The sequence below is a fragment of the Streptococcus downii genome (assembly GCF_004353325.1).
In the GTDB taxonomy this organism is placed as follows: domain Bacteria; phylum Bacillota; class Bacilli; order Lactobacillales; family Streptococcaceae; genus Streptococcus; species Streptococcus downii.
Genome location: NZ_MZNX01000009.1, coordinates 345,999 through 361,161 on the forward strand (window position 1 = coordinate 345,999; position 15,163 = coordinate 361,161).

Annotated in this window: 16 protein-coding genes; 14 read left to right on the top strand and 2 right to left on the bottom strand. The window is 42.0% G+C overall.

What is annotated here, in order from left to right; genetic code table 11:
- Nucleotides 1-173 precede the first annotated feature (173 nt).
- The 4 genes from E2R31_RS07955 to yaaA all read left to right on the top strand — a co-directional run bounded on the left by E2R31_RS07955 (nt 174) and on the right by yaaA (nt 5,797).
- Complete coding sequence (locus tag E2R31_RS07955) at nt 174-2,870, top strand: cation-translocating P-type ATPase (protein ID WP_132973860.1); 2,697 nt, start codon at nt 174-176, stop codon at nt 2,868-2,870.
- 104 nt (nt 2,871-2,974) lie between these two features.
- A complete protein-coding gene (locus E2R31_RS07960) occupies nt 2,975-3,385 on the top strand; it encodes a peptide deformylase (protein ID WP_132973862.1) in 411 nt (136 codons plus the stop codon).
- A gap of 11 nt (nt 3,386-3,396) precedes the next feature.
- Nucleotides 3,397-4,992, top strand: a complete 1,596-nt coding sequence (locus E2R31_RS07965; RefSeq protein WP_132973864.1) for a hypothetical protein — start codon at nt 3,397-3,399, stop codon at nt 4,990-4,992.
- Between the two features lie 76 nt (nt 4,993-5,068).
- Nucleotides 5,069-5,797: a peroxide stress protein YaaA gene (yaaA, locus tag E2R31_RS07970; RefSeq protein ID WP_132973866.1), complete on the top strand. Its 729-nt coding sequence runs from the start codon at nt 5,069-5,071 to the stop codon at nt 5,795-5,797.
- Nucleotides 5,798-5,828: 31 nt separating this feature from the next.
- On the opposite strand, the gene E2R31_RS07975 is transcribed toward yaaA, so the two are convergent.
- Together E2R31_RS07975 and E2R31_RS07980 are read right to left on the bottom strand one after the other, a co-directional pair.
- Complete coding sequence (locus E2R31_RS07975) at nt 5,829-6,377, bottom strand: NAD(P)H-dependent oxidoreductase (protein ID WP_132973868.1); 549 nt, start codon at nt 6,375-6,377, stop codon at nt 5,829-5,831.
- A 90-nt stretch (nt 6,378-6,467) separates the two neighbouring features.
- Nucleotides 6,468-6,914: a MarR family winged helix-turn-helix transcriptional regulator gene (locus E2R31_RS07980; RefSeq protein ID WP_132973870.1), complete on the bottom strand. Its 447-nt coding sequence runs from the start codon at nt 6,912-6,914 to the stop codon at nt 6,468-6,470.
- Nucleotides 6,915-7,032: 118 nt separating this feature from the next.
- On the opposite strand from E2R31_RS07980, the gene E2R31_RS07985 reads away from it, so the two are divergent.
- From E2R31_RS07985 to E2R31_RS08030, 10 genes are all read left to right on the top strand, one after another.
- Nucleotides 7,033-7,509 (top strand): cell wall elongation regulator TseB-like domain-containing protein, encoded by a 477-nt coding sequence (locus E2R31_RS07985; RefSeq protein WP_132973872.1) that lies wholly within the window; start codon nt 7,033-7,035, stop codon nt 7,507-7,509.
- A gap of 9 nt (nt 7,510-7,518) precedes the next feature.
- Nucleotides 7,519-8,700: a pyridoxal phosphate-dependent aminotransferase gene (locus E2R31_RS07990; RefSeq protein ID WP_132973874.1), complete on the top strand. Its 1,182-nt coding sequence runs from the start codon at nt 7,519-7,521 to the stop codon at nt 8,698-8,700.
- Nucleotides 8,700-9,071, top strand: coding sequence for a VOC family protein (locus tag E2R31_RS07995; RefSeq protein WP_132973876.1), 372 nt, complete (start codon nt 8,700-8,702; stop codon nt 9,069-9,071). The genes E2R31_RS07990 and E2R31_RS07995 overlap by 1 nt, the downstream gene beginning before the upstream one ends.
- Nucleotides 9,072-9,084: 13 nt before the next feature.
- Entirely contained in the window at nt 9,085-10,428 is a 1,344-nt protein-coding gene (gene asnS / locus E2R31_RS08000) for an asparagine--tRNA ligase (RefSeq protein ID WP_000167131.1), read from the top strand.
- Nucleotides 10,429-10,561: 133 nt separating this feature from the next.
- Complete coding sequence (locus tag E2R31_RS08005; protein ID WP_084926080.1) at nt 10,562-11,770, top strand: MFS transporter; 1,209 nt, start codon at nt 10,562-10,564, stop codon at nt 11,768-11,770.
- 132 nt (nt 11,771-11,902) lie between these two features.
- Entirely contained in the window at nt 11,903-12,193 is a 291-nt protein-coding gene (gene rpsF, locus E2R31_RS08010; protein ID WP_049505311.1) for a 30S ribosomal protein S6, read from the top strand.
- Between the two features lie 11 nt (nt 12,194-12,204).
- Nucleotides 12,205-12,675 (top strand): single-stranded DNA-binding protein SsbA, encoded by a 471-nt coding sequence (gene ssbA, locus E2R31_RS08015; protein ID WP_000609594.1) that lies wholly within the window; start codon nt 12,205-12,207, stop codon nt 12,673-12,675.
- A 31-nt stretch (nt 12,676-12,706) separates the two neighbouring features.
- Nucleotides 12,707-12,946: a 30S ribosomal protein S18 gene (gene rpsR / locus E2R31_RS08020; protein WP_000068664.1), complete on the top strand. Its 240-nt coding sequence runs from the start codon at nt 12,707-12,709 to the stop codon at nt 12,944-12,946.
- A gap of 225 nt (nt 12,947-13,171) precedes the next feature.
- Nucleotides 13,172-13,681 carry a GNAT family N-acetyltransferase gene (locus tag E2R31_RS08025; protein ID WP_084948899.1) on the top strand — a complete coding sequence of 170 codons (510 nt, stop codon included), beginning with the start codon at nt 13,172-13,174 and terminating at the stop codon, nt 13,679-13,681.
- An 81-nt stretch (nt 13,682-13,762) separates the two neighbouring features.
- On the top strand, nt 13,763-15,163 hold the full coding sequence (locus E2R31_RS08030; RefSeq protein WP_132973878.1) for a bifunctional Cof-type HAD-IIB family hydrolase/peptidylprolyl isomerase: 1,401 nt from the start codon (nt 13,763-13,765) through the stop codon (nt 15,161-15,163).

Sequence of the window (15,163 nt, forward strand, 5' to 3'; positions counted from 1 at the left end):
GGAGTAGCTGGCAGAAACCTGTGATAGTGTCGTCATTCCGAATTGTATACTGAAAAGTATGTTTTCCGGCACTATCTTAAACAGCGAGACTTGTTATGATTAACAGGTCTCTTTTTGTTTGTCATAAAACTAAAAGAGAACTTGTTTTGCACACAATGTCAAGGAGGAGACACATGTCAAAAGAACAAAAACGCCAAGCGTTTTACACTCAAAGTCCTGAAGAGGTCTTGAAGTCAGTTGAAGCAACTGAGCAAGGTCTTTCGTCAAGCGAAGCGCAGAAACGTCTAGCTGAATATGGACGCAATGAACTGGAAGAGGGTGAGAAAAAATCTCTCCTAGTCAAGTTTATCGAGCAATTTAAGGATTTGATGATTATCATCCTAGTTGCTGCGGCTATCTTGTCAGTCGTAACTTCTGGTGGGGAAGATATCGCAGATGCCATCATTATCCTAGCCGTGGTTATCATCAACGCTGCCTTTGGTGTTTACCAAGAAGGAAAAGCAGAAGAAGCCATCGAAGCCCTCAAGTCTATGTCTAGTCCAGCTGCTCGCGTTATTCGTGATGGGCATATGGCTGAGATTGACTCAAAAGAATTGGTACCAGGTGATATCGTTGCTCTTGAAGCTGGTGATGTAGTTCCAGCAGACCTACGATTGCTAGAAGCTAATTCTCTTAAAATCGAAGAAGCAGCATTGACAGGTGAGTCTGTTCCAGTTGAAAAAGACTTGACAGTCGAGCTCGCTGGAGATGCTGGTATTGGTGACCGTGTCAATATGGCCTTCCAAAACTCAAATGTGACTTATGGTCGTGGTCTTGGTGTTGTTGTCAATACAGGTATGTACACTGAAGTGGGTCATATCGCTGGCATGCTCCAAGATGCGGATGAGACGGATACACCACTCAAACAAAACTTGAACAACATTTCTAAGGTCTTGACCTATGCAATTTTGGTCATTGCCCTTGTTACTTTTGTAGTTGGAGTCTTCATTCAAGGGAAAAATCCACTTGGTGAGTTGATGACCTCTGTTGCGCTTGCTGTTGCAGCCATTCCAGAAGGACTTCCTGCTATCGTGACGATCGTTCTTGCCCTTGGTACTCAAGTTTTGGCCAAACGAAACTCTATCGTTCGTAAGTTGCCAGCAGTAGAAACACTTGGTTCAACAGAAATCATCGCTTCTGATAAGACTGGTACGCTTACCATGAACAAGATGACAGTCGAAAAAGTCTTCTACGATGCAGCCCTACATGATTCTGCTGATGACATTGAACTTGGCTTGGACATGCCGCTTCTTCGTTCTGTTGTCTTGGCCAACGATACTAAGATTGATGCTGAAGGAAACTTGATCGGGGATCCAACGGAAACAGCCTTCATCCAGTATGCCTTGGACAAGGGCTACGATGTTAAAGGATTCTTAGAGAAATATCCTCGTGTAGCTGAATTGCCGTTTGACTCAGATCGTAAACTCATGTCAACGGTTCATCCATTGCCAGATGGTAAATTCCTCGTGGCAGTCAAAGGGGCTCCAGATCAACTTTTGAAACGTTGTGTTGCTCGTGATAAAGCAGGAGATGTTGCTCCGATTGATGAGAAAGTTACTGAATTAATTCACACAAATAACTCTGAAATGGCTCACCAAGCCTTGCGTGTCCTTGCAGGTGCTTATAAGATTATCGATAGTATTCCAGAAAATCTTACTTCTGAAGAGCTTGAAAACAACTTGATCTTTACTGGTTTGATTGGGATGATTGACCCTGAGCGTGCCGAAGCAGCAGAAGCCGTTCGTGTGGCTAAGGAAGCGGGAATCCGTCCAATCATGATCACTGGTGACCACCAAGACACAGCGGAAGCTATTGCCAAACGTTTGGGAATTATCGACGAAAATGACTCGGAAGACCATGTCTTGACTGGTGCTGAGCTTAACGAACTTTCTGATGAAGAATTTGAAAAAGTCGTTGGTCAATACTCTGTTTATGCGCGTGTATCTCCAGAACACAAGGTTCGTATCGTGAAAGCTTGGCAAAACCAAGGTAAGGTCGTTGCCATGACAGGTGACGGTGTTAATGACGCTCCAGCTCTGAAAACAGCCGACATCGGTATCGGTATGGGAATCACTGGTACAGAGGTTTCTAAGGGAGCTTCTGACATGATCCTTGCAGATGATAACTTTGCGACTATCATCGTCGCAGTTGAAGAAGGACGTAAGGTCTTCTCAAACATTCAAAAGACCATTCAGTACCTACTTTCTGCCAATACGGCTGAAGTATTAACGATCTTCCTATCAACCTTGTTTGGTTGGGATGTCCTACAGCCAGTTCATCTTTTGTGGATTAACTTGGTAACCGATACCTTCCCAGCTATCGCCCTTGGTGTTGAACCAGCTGAGCCAGGTGTTATGACCCACAAACCACGTGGACGCAAATCAAGCTTCTTCTCAGGTGGGGTCATGAGTTCCATTATTTATCAAGGTGTACTCCAAGGGGCACTCGTCTTGACTGTTTATGGTCTTGCTCTTGCTTATCCGGTCCATGTAGGAGATAATCACGCCATTCACGCAGATGCCCTTACAATGGCCTTTGCAACACTCGGTTTGATTCAGCTCTTCCATGCTTACAACGTTAAGTCTGTTTACCAATCCATCTTGACAGTTGGACCATTCAAGTCTAAGACCTTCAACTGGTCTATCTTGGTATCCTTCATCCTCTTGATGGCAACAATCGTCGTAGAACCGCTTGAAGGAATTTTCCACGTAACCAAACTAGACTTGTCTCAATGGGCTATTGTTCTAGCTGGAAGCTTCTCAATGATACTTATCGTCGAAATCGTCAAGTTTGTTCAACGTAAACTTGGTCTTGATAAGAACGCGATTTAAAAAGAAAGTCATCTTCGGATGGCTTTTTTTGCATTTGAGGGAAAGGACTAGAAGTTGCCCTCTTTTGTGCTATAATAAAGTAAAGTAGCAAGGAGTGAAAGAGAATGGAAAAGAAAATTGTCCGAGATGTCTTATTCTTGTCGCAGGTCTCGAAAGCTGCAAGTCAGGAAGACCTTTATCTAGCTAAGGATTTGCAGGATACCCTGCTTGCTAATCGCGAGACCTGTGTCGGTCTGGCGGCTAATATGATTGGGGTGCAGAAGCGTGTCATTATCTTTAATCTTGGTTTGGTTCCAATTGTCATGTTTAACCCCATTCTCCTTTCTTATAAAGGACCTTACGAGACAGAGGAAGGATGTTTGTCCTTGACTGGGGTGCGACCAACAACTCGCTATGAAACGATTACGGTATCTTATCGTGATAGCAAGTGGCAGGAACAGACCATTACGCTAACAGGTTTTCCAGCTCAGATCTGCCAACATGAACTGGATCATTTGGAAGGGCGGATTATTTAGGAGGAACTCAGATGAAACGTATACTTTTTGAACTTGTTTTGGTCGCGACGACCTGGTATATCTTTTTGCCACCACTGAATCTTACCAGTTGGGAATTTATCTTTTTCCTATGTGTACATTTGGTGGTGATGGGGATTTTGTTTAGTTTCCGCAAGGATACCAATCTCCTCAAAACTGTTCATGTACGTCATGGCAAGGTTGCCAACGAACTCAATCTAGAAGGGCTTCATTTTAATAAATTAGGTGGAGGATTGTTGCTGGCTGCAGGCCTTATCTTTGCCCTTGCTGGTCTGGTAAGCCTAGTTACCTCTAGCTTTTTCCAAGCAAAAAACTATGCTAATGTGGTGTCTATCACAGAAAAAGACTTTAAAGATTTTCCTAAGAGTGATACCAGTAAGGTTCCGATCCTAGATCGGAGCACTGCAGAAAAGATCGGTGACCGTTATCTAGGCTCTCTGACGGATAAGGTCTCCCAGTACGTGGCAGCAGATACTTATACCCAGCTGACGGTTGATGGCAAACCTTATCGAGTGACTCCTTTGGAGTATGCCGACCCGATCAAATGGTTTAATAATCAGTCCAAGGGAATTGGCGAGTATATCAAGGTTGATATGGTGACAGGAAATGCGGAATTGGTGGATTTAAAAACGCCGATGAAGTATTCGGACTCTGAGTATTTTAACCGCGACGTCAAACGCCATCTTCGGATCAAGTACCCAACCAAGATTTTTAAAACGCCCTCCTTTGAGGTGGATGATGAAGGCAATCCTTTCTATGTAGCAACCGTTTATCAAAAGCAGTTTGGTCTAGGAGTTCCTCGTCCTTCATCTGTTATTATCTTAGATGCTACCAATGGAGAAACCAAGGAATACAGCTTGGATGAAGTCCCAGAATGGGTGGATCGTGTCTATCCAGCGGAAGAAACCATCGAGCAAATCAACTACAACGGCAAGTATAAAGACGGCTTCTGGAATGCCTTGATTTCTAAGAAAAACGTTACCCAAACGACAGAAGGCTATAACTATCTTTCTATCGGAAATGACATTTATCTCTACACAGGGGTGACTTCAGCAAATGCTGACGAAAGTAATCTAGGATTTATCCTTGAAAATATGCGCACTGGTGAAATCACCAAGTACAATCTAGCATCAGCAACCGAAGAATCAGCCCGTGCTTCCGCAGAAGGAGCAGTGCAAGAGAAAGCCTACAAGGCTACCTTCCCTATCCTTGTCAATCTCAACGACAAACCGCTCTATATCATGGGCTTGAAGGACAATGCAGGTTTGGTCAAGGAGTATGCTTTGGTTGATGCAGTGGAGTATCAAAACGTCATCGTAGCAGCTACGGTAGATGAACTCCTCAGCAAGTATGCCAATAAAAACGACCTCGAGCTGGATAATGAAACGGTAGAAAACATCAAGGGAGTGGTTTCAGATCTTAAATCAGCTGTCATCAAGGGGGATACAGTCTATTTCTTTAAAGTTGATGGCAAGATTTATAAGGTCAAGGCTTCCGTATCAGACGACCTTCCTTACCTCGAAAATGGCCAAACCTTCGAAGGTCAAGTTGGAAAAGATAATTATCTCAAGACCTTTAAAGTCAAGTAAAAGAAACCTCGGTATGAACCGAGGTTTTTAAGATGAAATTCTTGGTCGTGGTTGAAAAATATGCTACACTAACAATATGAAAATTTTAATCCCAACAGCAAAAGAAATGAACACAGACCATCCTTGTATTGAAGCGCTCCCTTTGAGGGAAGAAAGTCAGGCAGTCCTTGACTCACTGGCGCACTACTCAGCCAGTGAATTAGAGACTTTTTATAAGGTATCTGCCGAGAAAGCAGAAGAAGAGTACGGGCATATTCAAGCTTTAAAAGATCACAGGGCTAAACATTATCCAACTTTGAAACTCTTCGATGGTCTCATGTATCGCCACATCAAACGAGATGGGTTAACCGAGGCTGAACAAACCTATCTTGAAAATCATGTCCTGATCACCTCGGCTTTATACGGTGTTGTCCCTGCCTTGTCGCCCATGGCTCCTCATCGTTTGGACTTTTTGATGAAGTTAAAAGTTGCTGGTAAGACTTTAAAGAGTCATTGGAAGTCAGCCTACGATGAGGCGCTAGAGGATGAGGATTTGATATTCTCCCTCCTATCATCTGAGTTTGAGACCGTATTTTCGAAGGAAATCAGAGAAAAGATGGTGACCTTCAAATTTATGGAGAACAAGGCAGGACAGTTGAAAATCCACTCAACTATTTCCAAGAAAGCGCGTGGGGCTTTTTTGACAGCCTTGATAGAAGGACAAGTTCAAACAGTCGAACAAGCTCGTAAGCTCAGTTTCGCCGGTTTTGACTATCGACCTGATTTATCAAGTGACTTAGAACTCGTCTTTGTGAAACAAGCATAAAACCAGCTCGAATGAGCTGGTTTTTACTAGATTAGTTGATGGCTGCAAGAAGGTCGTCAGCTTGTTTTTCAAGTGATGAAGCAGTTGCTTCTTCTAACACCAATTTTCCATCTGCCCAAGCAGAGTCATTGACACGTGCAGCAGTGAAATCACCAACGACTTGTGTACGGATAAATGGCAAGAGGTCTTTGTAAATCGCAAAGAGTTGTTCGTGACCGGCATTGGCTACAGATGAGACAGTAACAAACTTGTTTTGGAGGGCAGAAGCACCACGTGTATCAGACAAATCAATGGCACGAGAGAGCCAGTCAAGCAAGTTTTTCACTGTTCCAGGGATAGAGAAGTTGTAGACTGGAGAGAAGATCCAGATTGCATCCGCAGCAAGAACTGCTTCACGAGCAGCAGCTACAGCTGGATGAGTTGGAACTTCAAGATCTTGGCTGAAGAGGGGAACAGCTGAGTAATCAAGATAGCTAACTTCCGCTTTTCCTGCAAGTGCTTTTTCAGCTTCGAGGGCCATTTGGTGGTTGAAAGAACCTTGGCGAAGTGATCCGACGATAAATAGTACTTTTTTAGACATGATGTGTCTCCTTTAGTTAAAATTTAAAGATCGAACTCTTTTGTCACCATCTATGTTACAACAAATAATACTAATTAGCAATAATTTTGCTCACAAATTTTTAAATTTTTTTAAAATCCGAATCAAATCTTCCTTTTCCTCATCTTCCAAGATACTAAAAGCATCTACAATAGAGTTAATATGGTCAGGAAGAACCTCTTCAATTTTTTTGCGTCCAGCAGGTGTTAGTTTCAGGAAAAAAGAACGACGGTCTTTTGGGTCACAAGTTTTAGAAATCCACCCATCTCGAACCATGTTTCGAATAACAACAGTCATGTTTCCAGAAGTGGCTAGCATTTTTTCAATCAAATCCTGAATGCGCAGTTCCCCCTTGCTATAGAGGGTTTCCAAAACTGAAAATTGAGTGGGTGTTAGTCCGTGTTCTTTAGCAGCCTTGGCTTCATATGGTTTAAAAGTTCGTATGGCTTTATTGAGGACGATAGCCGTTTTTAAGTCTAATTGATTATCGGAAATTTTCTCTTTCAAATATTGTTTCATAAGGTTATTTTATCAATAATGAGAGAGAAAAACAAGAACTTATATTTTATAGGGAAAGATTCTTAGAATGTTCCTGTCTTCACTTGTAATAAAGGAGGAGAGATGGTAAAATAGACGAGTGAAACTAAGACAAAAAAAAGCAAAAAATAAGCTACTTTTACAGTATGGAATCGGCATTGCTCTGGTAGTACTAGTCATGACCACTTCCTTCCTTTATCTGATATCACTCAGCATGAAACCCTATCAAGATGCTAGGGTTGAAGGAGAAAAACTGGCCAAGCAGTATGCAGAATTGGAACAGGCAGATCAGGTTGATTTTTATAATGGACTAGAAGGTTATTACAGCGTTTTAGGACATAATAAAAAGCAAGAGGCCATTGCCGTACTGATTGAAAAGAATGACCACAAGATTTATGTTTATCAGCTTGATAAGGGGATTTCTCAAGACAAGGCGGCGACGATTTCGAGGGAAAAAGGAGCTAGCGACATTGACAAAGTCACCTTTGGTCGCTATCAGGACAAGCCGATTTGGGAAGTCAAGTCAGGAAACCACTACTATCTGGTCGACTTTGAAACAGGAGCAGTGATCCAATAAGGAGGGCATATGAAACTATCCAAACGTGTACTAGAAATGGAAGAAAGCGTCACTCTAGCCAGTGATGCAAGAGCCAAAGCATTAAAAGCTCAAGGAAAAGATGTTCTTTTCTTAACCTTGGGACAACCAGATTTTCATACTCCTGAAAATATTCAGGATGCGGCGGTGGAAGCGATTCGTGATGGACGAGCTTCCTTTTATACAGTTGCTTCTGGTCTACCAGACTTAAAGGCTGCGGTTAATACCTATTTTGAACGCTACTATGGCTATTCCGTAGCAGCCAACGAGGTTACCTTTGCCACAGGTGCTAAGTTCTCTCTCTATACCTTTTTTATGGCCGTGGTCAATCCAGGTGATGAGGTCATCATCCCTACTCCATACTGGGTCAGTTATGGAGACCAGGTCAAGATGGCAGAAGGTGTGCCAGTCTTTGTCCAGGCCAAGGAAGACAATCACTTTAAAGTAACAGTAGAGCAGCTAGAAGCAGCCCGAACAGATAAGACCAAGGTCTTGGTTCTCAATTCGCCATCTAATCCGACCGGTATGATCTACTCTCGTGAGGAACTCTTGGCTATCGGAAATTGGGCGGTTGAACATGATGTCCTTATCCTAGCAGATGATATTTATGGTCGTTTGGTTTATAACGGGAACGAATTTGTTCCAATCTCTAGTCTGTCAGAAGCCATTCGCAAGCAAACCATCGTGATTAACGGTGTATCTAAGGCTTATGCTATGACTGGTTGGCGGGTAGGTTATGCAGTAGGAAATCCTGAAATTATCGTTGCTATGAGCAAATTGACAGGACAAACGACTTCAAATCTGACAGCAGTGTCTCAATATGCTACCATTGAAGCCCTAACTGGACCGCAAGATTCTGTCGAAACCATGCGCCAAGCATTTGAGGAACGGTTGAACACTATTTATCCTCTCTTGTGCCAAGTACCAGGATTTGAAGTTGTCAAGCCCCAAGGAGCCTTCTATCTTTTCCCAAATGTTAAAAAAGCGATGGAGATGAAGGGTTATACCGATGTGACGGACTTTACAACAGCTATCCTTGAAGAAGTTGGTCTTGCCTTGATTACAGGAGCTGGATTTGGAGCACCAGAAAATGTTCGTCTCAGCTATGCCACAGACTTGGATACCTTGAAAGAAGCTATTCGTCGTTTGCATCAGTTTATGGAGGAATTATAATGATAGATCATTTTACCCTTAAGGTAAAGAATTTAGAAGTTTCTAAAGCTTTCTATCAAGCTACTTTAGCTACTTTAAATTATCACCTTCAATTTGATACGGGGCAGGTCGTTAGTTTCACAGAACCGCGAGATGTGGATCCAGGTGGTGATTTTTGGCTAAATGTTGGTCAACAAGAGCCGATGCATTTTGCCTTTAGTGCTCGAACTTGTCAAGAAGTAGATGCTTTCTATCATGTAGCTTTGGCTGCTGGAGGAAAGGATAATGGTGCACCTGGCGAACGTAAAAATTACCATGTGGGATACTATGCTGCGTTTATTATTGACCCAGATGGAAATAACATAGAGGCAGTTTGCCATAAAGAAGAATAGAAAAGGAAAAATAATGACAAAACGTGTAACAATTATCGATGTAAAAGACTACGTTGGTCAAGAAGTGACGATTGGCGCTTGGGTTGCCAACAAATCAGGAAAAGGGAAAATTGCCTTCTTGCAATTACGTGATGGGACAGCCTTTTTCCAAGGTGTAGCCTTTAAACCAAACTTTATTGAAAAATTTGGTGAAGAGGTAGGACTTGAAAAATTTGACACCATTAAACGCTTGAGCCAAGAAACTTCTGTTTATGTGACAGGGATTGTCAAAGAAGACGAGCGTTCTAAGTTTGGTTATGAGCTCGATATTACAGATATCGAAGTTATTGGTGAATCTCAAGACTACCCTATCACACCAAAAGAACACGGAACAGACTTCTTGATGGACAACCGTCACTTGTGGCTCCGCTCTCGTAAGCAAGTGGCTGTGATGCAAATCCGTAACGCTATCATTTATGCAACTTATGAGTTCTTTGATAAGAACGGCTTCATGAAGTTTGATAGCCCAATTCTTTCAGGAAATGCGGCAGAAGATTCAACTGAACTCTTTGAAACTGACTACTTTGGAACGCCAGCCTACTTGAGCCAATCAGGTCAGCTTTACCTAGAAGCAGGAGCTATGGCTCTTGGCCGTGTCTTTGACTTTGGTCCAGTATTCCGTGCGGAGAAATCAAAAACGCGCCGTCACTTGACTGAGTTCTGGATGATGGATGCGGAGTACTCTTACTTGACACATGATGAGTCACTTGACTTGCAAGAAGCGTATGTTAAAGCCCTTCTTCAAGGTGTTCTTGATCGTGCGCCTCAAGCCTTGGAAACCTTGGAACGTGATACAGAGCTCTTGAAACGCTACATTGCTGAGCCGTTCAAACGCATCACTTACGATCAAGCCATTGACCTTTTGCAAGAGCATGAAAATGATGAAGATGCTGACTACGAGCATTTGGAGCATGGAGATGACTTTGGTTCACCACACGAAACCTGGATTTCAAACCACTTTGGTGTACCAACCTTTGTCATGAACTACCCAGCAGCCATCAAGGCCTTCTACATGAAACCAGTTCCTGGTAACCCAGAGCGCGTGCTTTGTGCAGACTTGCTGGCACCAGAAGGGTATGGAGAAATCATCGGTGGTTCTATGCGTGAGGAAGACTACGATGCCCTTGTCGCTAAGATGGAAGAACTTGGTATGGATCGTACAGAGTATGAATTCTACCTTGACCTTCGTAAATATGGTACAGTACCACATGGTGGATTTGGTATCGGTATCGAGCGTATGGTAACCTTCGCAGCAGGAACAAAACATATCCGTGAAGCTATTCCATTCCCACGTATGTTGCATCGTATTAAACCATAAAAAAACTAAAACGCCGTAATAGGCGTTTTTTCAAAACACCATAATACTTGAAGGAAGAGGTGAAGGACATGTAAAGTAAAGCTTAACAAGTGACAAACACAAAGATACAAATACACTTGTTAAAGGAGAAACTATGTTTAAACGAAATTACCGGAAGAATATCGGTCTCATGGCTGGTGTGGAATTTTTTGCCTTTTTGGGCATTACCAGCTTTTGGATTCTATTTCTCAGTCAAAACGGGATGTCGCTTTGGCAGATTGGCTTATTGGAAAGTATTTTTCATGCCACTAGTGTCATCTGTGAAATTCCCTCTGGAATGTTAGCTGACCGCTATTCCTATAAAACCAATCTGTATTTAAGTCGAATAGCTGGGATTGCGTCGTCTATTCTCATGTTACTAGGACAAGGTAATTTTTGGATTTATGCACTTGCTATGGTGGTGAGTGCCTTGTCTTATAATTTCGATTCGGGGACGAGTGCAGCCATGGTTTATGATTCGGCCGTGGAAGCTGGATTAAAAGAGCGCTACTTGTCCATCTCAAGTTTTATGTCAGGAGTAGCAGAAGGAACTCGGTCTTTGGGAACCGTTTTAGCAGGATTTTTTGTCCATGATCAGTTGCACTCGACCTACTATGTCATGATTGCTACTTCTATAATCGTTCTTTTCCTAACTTGGATGCTAAAAGAGCCTAGTGTTAAAGCACAAAAATCTGAGCGCTTGACGATGAAAAAAATAATCTGGACTGTCAAAGAGGAGTTGCAGCGAAATCCCAGTCTTTTTGGTTGGATGATTCTGTCCCAAATCATCGGAACACTGATGTGTATGTTTTATTTTTACTATCAAAATCAACTGCCTGACCTAGAAGGATGGCAGATTTCGATGGTCATGCTGATGGGCAGTGCTTTGAATATCTGGGCAGTTTATCTAGCAAGTAAGATTGGAAAGAGGTATTCAGCCTTAAAGCTTTTTCCAATTCTTGTGCTCTTGACGGGAGGAACTTATTTGCTGTCCTACTTTGGTACACCACTGATTTATATTTTAGTTTATTTGATCAGTAACGCCTTATATGCTCTCTTTCAACCAATTTTTGACAACGATTTACAAAAGCGACTCCCAAGTGAGGTACGGGCAACCATGCTAAGTGTCTACTCTATGATGTTCAGCCTGAGTATGATCGTCATTTTTCCTCTGACGGGATGGTTGATTGACTATCTAGGATTTGTAGTAGCCTTTCTTTACTTAGGGTTCATTTTAGTACTAGCCAGCTTTTTGCTATTTTTCATTTTGAAAGAGATGGCCGGATTTTTGGAACTAAAAGAGAATGTTATTTCTAAGAAATAGAGTTATTTTTCACTTTTATCTTTTTTCTCTTGCCATCTACTAGCTTTTCTAGTATAATAGTTAATTGTGAGCAAACCTCACTTACCCCTTGCAAAGACTAGGGGTCATTAGACCAAAAGGAGGAACATATCAATGGCTAAATACGAAATTCTTTATATCATTCGTCCAAACATTGAAGAAGAAGCGAAAAACGCTTTGGTAGCACGTTTTGACTCTATCTTGACTGATAACGGTGCAACTGTTGTTGAATCAAAATCATGGGAAAAACGTCGTCTTGCATACGAAATCCAAGATTTCCGTGAAGGACTTTACCACATCGTTAACGTTGAAGCAAACGATGACGCAGCTCTTAAAGAGTTTGACCGTCTTTCAAAAATCAACACTGACATTCTTCGTCACATGATCGTCAAACTTGACGCGTAAGAAGGTAAATTATGATTAACAATGTTGTACTTGTAGGGCGTATGACACGTGACGCTGAGTTGCGTTATACCCCATCAAATGTAGCAGTTGCGACTTTTACTCTTGCAGTAAACCGTACATTCAAGAGTCAAAATGGCGAACGTGAGGCTGATTTCATCAATGTCGTTATGTGGCGCCAACAGGCTGAAAATCTTGCTAACTGGGCTAAAAAAGGCTCTCTTATCGGGATCACAGGTCGTATCCAGACTCGTAGTTACGATAACCAGCAAGGACAACGTGTCTACGTAACAGAAGTCGTGGCTGATAATTTCCAAATGTTGGAAAGCCGTAGCGTGCGTGAAGGACATACAGGTGGAGCTTATTCTGCACCAACTGCTAGTTATACAGCACCTACACAATCAGTACCTGACTTTTCACGTGATGAAAATCCATTTGGAGCAACCAATCCGTTGGATATTTCAGATGATGATTTACCATTCTAATGGACAATTAAAACTATAAAGGAGAAAAAACATGGCTCAACAACGTCGTGGCGGATTCAAACGCCGTAAAAAAGTTGATTACATCGCAGCAAATAAAATTGAATATGTTGATTACAAAGATACTGAGCTTCTTAGCCGTTTCGTTTCAGAACGTGGGAAAATCCTTCCACGTCGTGTAACAGGAACTTCAGCTAAAAACCAACGTAAAGTAACAACAGCTATCAAACGCGCTCGCGTAATGGCTTTGATGCCTTTCGTAAACGAAGATTAAAAAAAAGACCCGGGTGGGTCTTTTTTTCAGGTCCCCCGGACCTCTTTTTCAGCTTCATACGGGCCTTTTTATCAGGTCCTATGAATCTCTTTTTCAGACTTTACAGGACTCTATTAGAAAGGGCTCTCTTTTGATCTAGTAAGATTCTTTTGCCTTACTAGGTTTTTTCTTTTAATTTTTATTATCGTGTTATAATGGTAGGAGAAAGCTTTAAAGGAGCATCTTATGAAGACGACATGTTCAATTAGAAAAATGCAAGAATCTGACATTAAAGATCTATCTCAAGGATTTATCAGCCAAGGTTGGCCAAGTAGAGAGGAAATTTTAACTCTATACTTTAAGGAACAGGAGAGTGGAGAGAGGGAAGCTTTAGTTGCTAATTTTGAGGGTGTAGTAGCGGGGTACATCACTATTTTACCAATTGCCAAGCATGGTCCCTTTGCTGGAATGTCTCCAGAACTTTCAGATTTCAATGTCTTTGAGCCCTTTCAAAATCAAGGTATTGGAAATCTCTTGCTGGAAGAAGCAGAAAAACGAGTTAAGCTCATATCGGATAAGGTGACTCTTGGTGTTGGGCTCCATTCAGGGTATGGACCTGCCCAGAGATTGTACATCAAACGAGGTTATATTCCAGATGGAACGGGAGTTTGGTATCGAAACCAACCGTTGGAAATGAATGCCACTATTCAAAATAATGATGATTTGGTTTTGTACTTATCCAAGGAATTAGAATAAGAGGTAGCAAATTTTTTGGAGATATGGGATTTCTCTACTTTATGGTATAATGGAAAGAGTTAGATTGAAAGAGGTAGAGAGATGGATGCAAAATTAAAATATAAGGCAAAGAAGATTAAGATTGTCTTTTTTGATATTGATGATACCTTGCGTACGTCAAAGACAGGTTTTATTCCAACTACAATTCCCACTGTCTTTAAACAGTTGCGTGAAAAAGGAATTTTAACAGGAATCGCCTCTGGACGAGGGATTTTCGGTGTCGTACCAGAGATTCGTGACCTCAAGCCTGACTTTTTTGTGACCTTGAATGGTGCCTATATAGAAGATAAAAAAGGAAATGTCATTTATCAAAATCAGATTGAGAAGTCAGATGTAGAGGAGTACATTTCTTGGACGAAGGAAGAGGGAATTGAGTATGGCTTGGTTGGAAGTCATGACGCCAAACTCTCCACGCGAACAGAACTGATCAGTGAGGCTATTGATCCGATTTATCCGAACCTGGGTGTGGATCCTGACTTTCATGAAAAAGCAGATATATACCAGATGTGGACCTTTGAAGATAAAGGGGATGGCTTGCACTTACCAGAGTCTTTATCGGATAAACTTCGCATGGTGCGTTGGCATGAACATTCATCTGATGTGGTACCAATTTCAGGTTCAAAGGCTGCTGGTGTGGCAAAGGTTGTAGAACACCTAGGATTGAAACCAGAGAATGTCATGGTCTTTGGGGATGGTCTCAATGATATGGAACTCTTTGATTATGCTGGAATCAGTATTGCTATGGGAGTTTCCCACGAAAAAATCAAAGAAAAAGCAGATTATATTACAAAAACAGTAGAAGAAGATGGCATTTTTGATGCCTTAGAAGGATTTGGTATGGTAGAAAAAGAATTGCATTTCCCACAAGTAGAAATTGAAACAGTAGAAGGTCCTCTAGCGACTATTAAGACGAATCATGGAGACTTGCGTATCAAGCTCTTCCCTGAACAGGCTCCCAAAACAGTAGCAAACTTTGTCGCTCTTTCAAAAGACGGTTACTATGATGGTGTGATTTTCCACCGTATTATCAAGGACTTTATGATTCAAGGTGGAGACCCAACTGGTACTGGTATGGGGGGAGAGTCTATTTATGGACAGGCTTTTGAAGATGAATTTTCAGAAGAACTTTATAATGTTCGTGGCGCTCTTTCTATGGCCAATGCTGGGCCCAATACCAATGGCAGCCAGTTCTTTATCGTGCAAAACCAACATTTGCCATACTCTAAGAAAGAGATTGCGCGTGGTGGCTGGCCTGAGCCAATCGCTGAGATTTATGCAGAACAAGGTGGAACTCCTCACCTTGACCGTCGTCACACTGTTTTTGGGCAATTGGTCGATGCAGAATCATTTGCGGTCTTGGATGCCATTGCAGCTGTTGAGACAGGCGCTATGGACAAACCAGTTGAAGATGTGGTAATTGAAACGATTGAAATTGAGGATTAA

What these genes read in the sequence shown, in the direction of transcription:
- yaaA (WP_132973866.1), top strand. Translation starts at nt 5,069, where the DNA reads ATGAAAATTTTAATCCCAACAGCAAAAGAAATGAACACAGACCATCCT.
- asnS (WP_000167131.1), top strand. Translation starts at nt 9,085, where the DNA reads ATGACAAAACGTGTAACAATTATCGATGTAAAAGACTACGTTGGTCAA.
- E2R31_RS08030 (WP_132973878.1), top strand. Translation starts at nt 13,763, where the DNA reads ATGGATGCAAAATTAAAATATAAGGCAAAGAAGATTAAGATTGTCTTT.
- ssbA (WP_000609594.1), top strand. Translation starts at nt 12,205, where the DNA reads ATGATTAACAATGTTGTACTTGTAGGGCGTATGACACGTGACGCTGAG.
- E2R31_RS07995 (WP_132973876.1), top strand. Translation starts at nt 8,700, where the DNA reads ATGATAGATCATTTTACCCTTAAGGTAAAGAATTTAGAAGTTTCTAAA.
- rpsF (WP_049505311.1), top strand. Translation starts at nt 11,903, where the DNA reads ATGGCTAAATACGAAATTCTTTATATCATTCGTCCAAACATTGAAGAA.
- E2R31_RS07960 (WP_132973862.1), top strand. Translation starts at nt 2,975, where the DNA reads ATGGAAAAGAAAATTGTCCGAGATGTCTTATTCTTGTCGCAGGTCTCG.
- E2R31_RS07965 (WP_132973864.1), top strand. Translation starts at nt 3,397, where the DNA reads ATGAAACGTATACTTTTTGAACTTGTTTTGGTCGCGACGACCTGGTAT.
- E2R31_RS07975 (WP_132973868.1), bottom strand. Translation starts at nt 6,377, where the DNA reads ATGTCTAAAAAAGTACTATTTATCGTCGGATCACTTCGCCAAGGTTCT.
- E2R31_RS08005 (WP_084926080.1), top strand. Translation starts at nt 10,562, where the DNA reads ATGTTTAAACGAAATTACCGGAAGAATATCGGTCTCATGGCTGGTGTG.
- rpsR (WP_000068664.1), top strand. Translation starts at nt 12,707, where the DNA reads ATGGCTCAACAACGTCGTGGCGGATTCAAACGCCGTAAAAAAGTTGAT.
- E2R31_RS08025 (WP_084948899.1), top strand. Translation starts at nt 13,172, where the DNA reads ATGAAGACGACATGTTCAATTAGAAAAATGCAAGAATCTGACATTAAA.
- E2R31_RS07980 (WP_132973870.1), bottom strand. Translation starts at nt 6,914, where the DNA reads ATGAAACAATATTTGAAAGAGAAAATTTCCGATAATCAATTAGACTTA.
- E2R31_RS07990 (WP_132973874.1), top strand. Translation starts at nt 7,519, where the DNA reads ATGAAACTATCCAAACGTGTACTAGAAATGGAAGAAAGCGTCACTCTA.
- E2R31_RS07955 (WP_132973860.1), top strand. Translation starts at nt 174, where the DNA reads ATGTCAAAAGAACAAAAACGCCAAGCGTTTTACACTCAAAGTCCTGAA.